This is a genomic window from Candidatus Planktophila sp. (genome assembly GCF_044348745.1).
In the GTDB taxonomy this organism is placed as follows: Bacteria; Actinomycetota; Actinomycetes; order Nanopelagicales; family Nanopelagicaceae; genus Planktophila.
The window spans coordinates 1-6,186 of record NZ_JBIKSG010000043.1 but is presented as its reverse complement, the minus strand read 5'-3'; the positions used below and the strand labels follow the sequence as shown (position 1 = coordinate 6,186).

Below are 6,186 nucleotides of genomic sequence, written 5' to 3'. Positions count from 1 at the left end.
AAACATGTCGTAACTTCTATCATTGCCACGTAGATGATCTGCTCGAACAGTTATTGCACATCTAACTTTGGTGCAATCAAACTTTCCGATTTTTCGGGAAACTTGTACTTTTTGTGTAAAACGCCCACCAGGTAGAAACTCTTCTGTTAATCCCACTGCATAGGGTGGAGGGTTAGATGAAATCCAAAATGATGCCTCACCTGTTCCAGCTTTGTTCACGCCACCACCACATGGTGTTGGAGCGGCACCTTTTTTAGGAATCACACAAAATGCCAGATAGATCCCAACAGTTTCATCAAATCGATTGCCGGTGACTGTGATCATGGAACCGCTTTTGGCTGTTGTTGCCGAAACAGTTAGGAGTTGGCCCTGAGCACCTTTGAGCGAAGTGGCATTGGCTGCAGGGATGATGGCGCAAGAAATCACCACAATCACACTCACAACCAGCTTCTTCATAAGAGCACCCTAAATCTGTTGCTCACCATGCTTATCCGACAGGACACGACCACATGTCGCATAAAGCTTTGGCAGACTAGGGCGGTGAAGAAAATTGGTCTATTTGCTGCAGCACTTTTGTTAACGGGGTGCGCTACTTCACAGGTTTCTGACACCTCAACTATCTCCGAAAATGATGTGTCAGCAATTTCAATTGACGCAACAAGTTCATTCTCAGTGGCACGAGTAGTAGTACTGGCAAATGGTGTTGCCGAAATCATGAACTCTCTGAATGCAGGGGCACTTATTGTTGGGCGAGATCTCGCCAGTTCAGAAAAAGCATTAGAAGATGTTCCGGTAGTTACCTCTGGGCATCAAGTGATACCTGAAAAAGTAATTGGACTAAAACCAGATCTAGTCATCATTGATGCATCAACTGGTCCTAAATCTGCGATTGATCAGATTAGGTCTGCCGGTATCAGGGTTGAACAAACTCCTGAAAGTTGGAACCTGGCAGATATTTCCTTAAAGGTGCAGGCAGTTGCAAATGTTATTGGCGCTCCGCAACAAGGAGATCTACTTAATCAAGCGATTTCATCTGCAATTACAAACTCAAAACTTTCAAGCAAGCCTCGTGTCGCTTTTCTATATCTTCGTGGCACCTCATCTATTTATTTAATTGGGGGCGAAGGCTCAGGGGCAGACTCATTGATCTCTGCAATAGGTGGCATTGATGTGGGGGCAGCAGCATTGCCTCGTCCGTTCAACACATTGACGGCGGAAAGTCTGGCAACGCTAAATCCAGATGTGATCATTGTGATGACCAAGGGTTTGGAATCTGTTGGTGGAATCTCTGGCCTACTTAAATTGCCGGGTGTGGCACAAACAGAGGCTGGGAAAAAGCAGGCGGTAATCGATGTTGATGATTCATTGCTTCTCTCCTTTGGTCCTCGCACTCCTTCACTTGTTCAAGTGTTAGCCGAGCGAGTTAGCGCGGTATTAAAGTGAAGCGGCTAGCCCCGGCCGTTTTCCTTGTCATTGCAACACTTATCGCGGTCTATGTGGGGGCAGCCCAGATTGATGATTTCTGGTCAGCCCTCATATCTCCTGGCAGCAATGAGATTTTGTGGCAGATACGCATTCCACGGGTTACCGCTGCACTGATTGTTGGAGCATCCTTGGCACTCGCTGGCTTAATGGCCCAAGGTGTCTGCAATAACGCACTAGCAGAGCCGTCGATATTAGGAACAACTGCTGGTGCATCACTTGGCACCGTGTTAGCTGTTATCACTGGTTTGGTGCAAGTGGGATCTATTGGTGCAATTGTTTGCGGAGCAGTTGGAGCAATGGCTGCAACTGCTCTGACTTTTAAATTAGCTAATCTTCGAGCCCAGCTTTCATCTTTTGCTTTAATCATTGTGGGAATAGCAGTTTCTGCGATGTTAACGGCTGTAGTTGGCCTTGTCTCAGCAATGGTGACTAGAGCAGATGCTCGTTCTATTTCCTTTTGGAACTTCGGATCACTTGCACTAATTACTAGAGAGAATCTAGTTGGCATAAGCATCACTGCAATTGTTGGAGCCATCATTGCTTGGCGAATCGCACCTTCATTAGATCGTCTTTCTTTGGGGGATGCAACCGCATTTCATTTAGGTGTTGATGTGGCAAAGCTTCGAGTTGTTGCGCTAGTTGCACTTTCATTATTGGCAGGGGGCGCAGTCAGTACCGTTGGATCTATTGCATTTATTGGTTTGGCAGCACCGCACATTGCCCGGTTTATCTATGGTCCAACCCATCGCACCTTGGTTGTTCACACGGCGATCATTGGTGCTTTCTTGGTGGTAGTTGCCGACACGCTTGCAAGAACTCTTGCCCAGCCAAATGAACTGCCGATTGGCCTTGTTACCTCACTGCTTGGTGCACCTGTCTTAATTGCATTAGTTAGCATTAAGAATAATGTGTGGAGAACACAATGATTACTATTGATGAAATCACAATCGTTCGTGATGGGCGAGAAATAATTTATGATTACAGTGAACAAATTCCTGCTGGATCCATCACAGCAATTGTTGGCCCCAATGGATCTGGTAAATCAACGCTATTGGCAGCTATTGCTGGAGATATTGCCCCCTCCAAGGGAACCATCACCATAGATGATGTGCATCCGATTCTTACTTCACCGGCACAGCTTGCACAGATGAGAGCGGTTGCGATTCAAAATCAAAGCTATCACCTGGGTTTTACCGTTAGGCAAGTAATTGAAATGGCTGGACCAGCAGATGAAGTGATCACAGCTCTGGGGCTAACCTCATTAGCCGATCGATTGGTCACGACTTTATCTGGGGGAGAAGCTCAACGAGTTTCTATTGCAGCTGCTATTGCGCAACAAACACCAGTCTTGCTTCTGGATGAACCATTGTCTGCCCAAGATGTGAGCAGCAGAAAGAGAATCATTGAACTGCTTCAGAAATTAGCAGAAAGTGGTGTGACAATTGTTGTTGTGGCCCATAGCTCTGAAGCAGAGTTAACGTGGGCTGATAAAGTCATTAAGCAATTTCTTTAATTCTGGCCAAGATTTAGCAAAGCTGGGATGTAGTGGGAGTTGATCAACCACATCTATTTCAACCCAGCGAACTTCATGGGATTCATCATTTACCTCATGTGCAATTAAGCCATCTGCAGCACGAGCAATAACAGTTTCATACTTCCAGTCACCGTGATCATCGCTAAATGTGAGTAAGGGTGTGAGTAAAGCTGTGTCGATTCCAGTTTCTTCAACCGCTTCGCGAAATGCGCCATCGATTGTGCTTTCATGAGAATCACGAGCTCCACCTGGAATGCCCCAGGTGTCACCGTTATGCACCCAAGGGGCTCGGTGCTGGAGCAAGATTTCGGTACCGCGAAGAATCAAAATTCCTGCAGCACCATTGAGGCCCCAATGCTTATGTCCGCAGGCGCACTGAACCCATCCATCACCATCGCGCGCTGCCATGCTCCTAGCCTGTCACATCTATCCACAGTTAGCGCCATGACTTCCTGAACAGTCTCATCGGCAATTTATGGTGGCGCACATGGTCACCATATTTTTACTTCTCTCACTCACCATCTGGGGTATGTCGGCAGGTGTTGCTGCCGAGGAATGTGCAGAAACTGCCTGCATCAATGTCTACACCGATAACAACCAAATCATTATCGAAGCCCACAAAGGCTCAACAACGATAAAGAAAAGCATCGCTCACGCCACCAAAAAACCTAGAGTCAAAGTAACTCCCACACCTAAAGCACCGCCGTTGTTTTTTAAGCCAACTGCAGCACCAAAACCAGCTGTGAAAAAGCCGGTCATCAAGCGCACCTATAAACCGCGCGTTAAAAAGACGGTCACAAAAGTCAATCTCAACGATCGATTAACCGCCATGGTGCCAACTGCTGGTGTGGCACATCAACCAGAGTTTGAACCATTAGTGAATGTGCCAGTTTATTTTTGGTGTGATCTTCCAACGCTTTTTCAAAGTCGTATAGACATCATCGGCGAAGTAGTTGATGTGACCTTGCGACCATCTTTTGTGTGGAGTTTTGGAGATGGCGGTATTTATGCCACAACTGAAAATGGTGCTCCATACCCCAACGGAAAGATCCACCACATCTATAAACAAGCAGGCACCTATCAGATCACTTTGTTAACAACCTGGAATGGGACATATCTCCACAACAGTGTTGCTCGAGCAGTTACTGGAAGCATCAAGAAAGTCACCGTCGCAGTAGTCACAATCGTTAAAGCACCTACTACATTCAAAGGATAAGTAAAATGACAACTGAAAACACATATGTAAACATCACAGCATTGCCACTTGCAACCGATGTCGAGTTCATTGAAAGTGTTAACACCTTTGGGTTGACAGCCTTTAGCAACGATCTCAACTTGCTCCAGCGAGATGGGGCAACTGCGGTTATTGATTTATCCATGCAGTTTGCAGATCGTGGTTATGAGTGCGATATCGAACTAATCTCTCAAGTAATCGGCCGTCTGTCAGATATTCAAGTCCGAGATTTTGCGATGGGTACTCACAATGCTCAGACTTTTGATGTCTATTGGAACATGTGGTTGTACTTACTTCGCATCGCACCCAATAGTTATGTGGCACCTGTTGCCTGTCTATTTGCCACTTTGGCATATGAACGTGGCGAAAGTGAACTGGCATATCGCGCCTTAGATCGAGCAACAGTTGATGACCCAAAGTACGCCTTAACCATTTTGTTGCGCCGAGTCTTTGGATCTGGCTGGCCGGCTGCGGCATTTGCTGCGATGCGCGTAGAGCTTCACCCCAAAGTAACGGCTGGGATTTTTGAAGGGTAATGGCTAGAATTAGGGCGTTCACGAGTCCTACGTATTAGCCCCGGCTTAGTAGGCGGCAACCCTCCACCGCGGCGGGGTGCTCCGGGTGACGAACAGGTCGCTATGGCGACAAGCGCAGGGTAGGGATTCTCGTTTTATGGAAAAGAAAAGTTCAGCCATGACAGGTGCTTGGCTTGAGACAGATGATCCTGGTGAACGTAAATTTATTTCAATTGGATTTTTGTTACTGGAAAACGGCGAGACTCTTCCTAATGTCACCATTGCATATCAAACATGGGGCGAGTTAAACGCAGCCAAAGACAATGCAATTTTAGTTAATCACGCGATGACAGGTTGGTCTGATGTTCCTGGTTGGTGGCCTTCCATGGTTGGTCCGGGACTGCCGTTTGATACAGACAAATACTTTGTGGTGTGTCCAAATGTAATAGGTGGTTGCCAAGGCTCAACTGGTCCATCATCTGTTGCACCTGATGGCAAGCGTTGGGGTTCTCGTTTTCCAGCGGTGACAATTCGGGACATGGTTGCAGCAGAAGTTGCATTCACTGACGCGATCGGAATCAAAAAGTATTTGCTAGCTGTTGGACCTTCACTGGGTGGAATGCGCGCACTGGAGTGGGCGGTGCAGTTGCCGCACCGGGTTGGTGCTATCTGCACGATCGGATCATCTGCAGTTGCAACGGGTGATCAAATTGGAACCGCTTCCATTCAAATAAGAGCGATTAAGTCTGATCCACATTTCAATGGTGGCGATTATTACGAGCAAGAAGTGGGCCCCGAAACAGGAATGGGTATTGCTCGCCGAATAGCTCATCTGACCTATCGAACAGAGGCTGAAATGGACATCCGCTTTGGTCGACAGTTGCAAGGTGATGACACCGGACGCTTTGCCGTTGAGTCCTACTTAGACCACCAGGCAGAAAAACTAGCTAAGCGCTTTGATGCCAATACTTACATCGCTCTGACCGAAGCGATGAATAGCCATGACATTGGCCGAGATCGCGGGGGAGTTGCGGCAGCTTTGGCCACAATCCAGGTGCCAGTGGTTGCTGTTTCCATTGATACAGATCGGCTTTTTCCGCCTCGCCTGCAGGCTGAGATCGCCGAATTAGCCCCTGCTGCAGCCCCGTTGGTCACCATAAGTAGCCCTTTTGGCCATGATGGCTTCCTCGTGGAGGTTGAAAGTGTGGGAAATGTGATCCGAGAGGCTTTAAATCTGGCCAAATAGGGGTTTTCGATGTGCATTTTGCCCTGTGGACAAATTATAATATACCTATCACTTCAGCGGACTCGCTGAAAAAATCAAAGGACAATTGTGGCTGTATTTAGTGCGCTCAAAAACAAGGTGAAGGCAAAAACTTCTGCGAAGAAGGAAGCCGCACCAGCGAAAAAGGCTGTTG

General features: G+C 47.3%; 7 protein-coding genes, 1 pseudogene and 1 riboswitch. Of the genes and pseudogenes, 6 read left to right on the top strand and 2 right to left on the bottom strand.

Annotation, left to right across the window (positions count from 1 at the left end):
• A pseudogene (locus AC9UH7_RS05880) lies at positions 1-456 on the bottom strand (hypothetical protein); the annotation flags it as partial.
• Between the two features lie 84 nt (positions 457-540).
• Between AC9UH7_RS05880 and AC9UH7_RS05875 the strand changes: the two are divergent.
• The 3 genes from AC9UH7_RS05875 to AC9UH7_RS05865 are packed head-to-tail and all read left to right on the top strand — an operon-like array spanning position 541 to position 2,998.
• Positions 541-1,443: a heme/hemin ABC transporter substrate-binding protein gene (locus AC9UH7_RS05875; protein ID WP_509596175.1), complete on the top strand. Its 903-nt coding sequence runs from the start codon at positions 541-543 to the stop codon at positions 1,441-1,443.
• A complete protein-coding gene (locus AC9UH7_RS05870; protein ID WP_509596173.1) occupies positions 1,440-2,411 on the top strand; it encodes a FecCD family ABC transporter permease in 972 nt (323 codons plus the stop codon). The genes AC9UH7_RS05875 and AC9UH7_RS05870 overlap by 4 nt, the downstream gene beginning before the upstream one ends.
• The gene (locus tag AC9UH7_RS05865; RefSeq protein ID WP_509596171.1) at positions 2,408-2,998 is read left to right on the top strand and encodes an ABC transporter ATP-binding protein; all 591 of its coding nucleotides are present in this window, start codon (positions 2,408-2,410) and stop codon (positions 2,996-2,998) included. Before AC9UH7_RS05870 ends, AC9UH7_RS05865 begins: the two co-directional genes overlap by 4 nt.
• Here the strand turns inward: AC9UH7_RS05865 and AC9UH7_RS05860 are convergent.
• A complete protein-coding gene (locus AC9UH7_RS05860; RefSeq protein ID WP_509596169.1) occupies positions 2,960-3,427 on the bottom strand; it encodes an NUDIX hydrolase in 468 nt (155 codons plus the stop codon). The two genes, AC9UH7_RS05865 and AC9UH7_RS05860, sit on opposite strands and share 39 nt — an antisense overlap.
• A 79-nt stretch (positions 3,428-3,506) precedes the next feature.
• Between AC9UH7_RS05860 and AC9UH7_RS05855 the strand changes: the two genes are divergently transcribed.
• The 3 genes from AC9UH7_RS05855 to metX all read left to right on the top strand — a co-directional run bounded on the left by AC9UH7_RS05855 (position 3,507) and on the right by metX (position 6,014).
• A complete protein-coding gene (locus tag AC9UH7_RS05855) occupies positions 3,507-4,235 on the top strand; it encodes a PKD domain-containing protein (RefSeq protein ID WP_509596167.1) in 729 nt (242 codons plus the stop codon).
• Positions 4,236-4,240: 5 nt separating this feature from the next.
• Positions 4,241-4,789 (top strand): DUF4192 family protein, encoded by a 549-nt coding sequence (locus tag AC9UH7_RS05850; protein WP_509596165.1) that lies wholly within the window; start codon positions 4,241-4,243, stop codon positions 4,787-4,789.
• A 16-nt stretch (positions 4,790-4,805) separates the two neighbouring features.
• Positions 4,806-4,910, top strand: a riboswitch (SAM riboswitch).
• Positions 4,911-4,925: 15 nt separating this feature from the next.
• Positions 4,926-6,014, top strand: coding sequence for a homoserine O-acetyltransferase MetX (gene metX, locus AC9UH7_RS05845; RefSeq protein WP_509596163.1), 1,089 nt, complete (start codon positions 4,926-4,928; stop codon positions 6,012-6,014).
• The last annotated feature ends 172 nt before the right edge of the window (positions 6,015-6,186 follow it).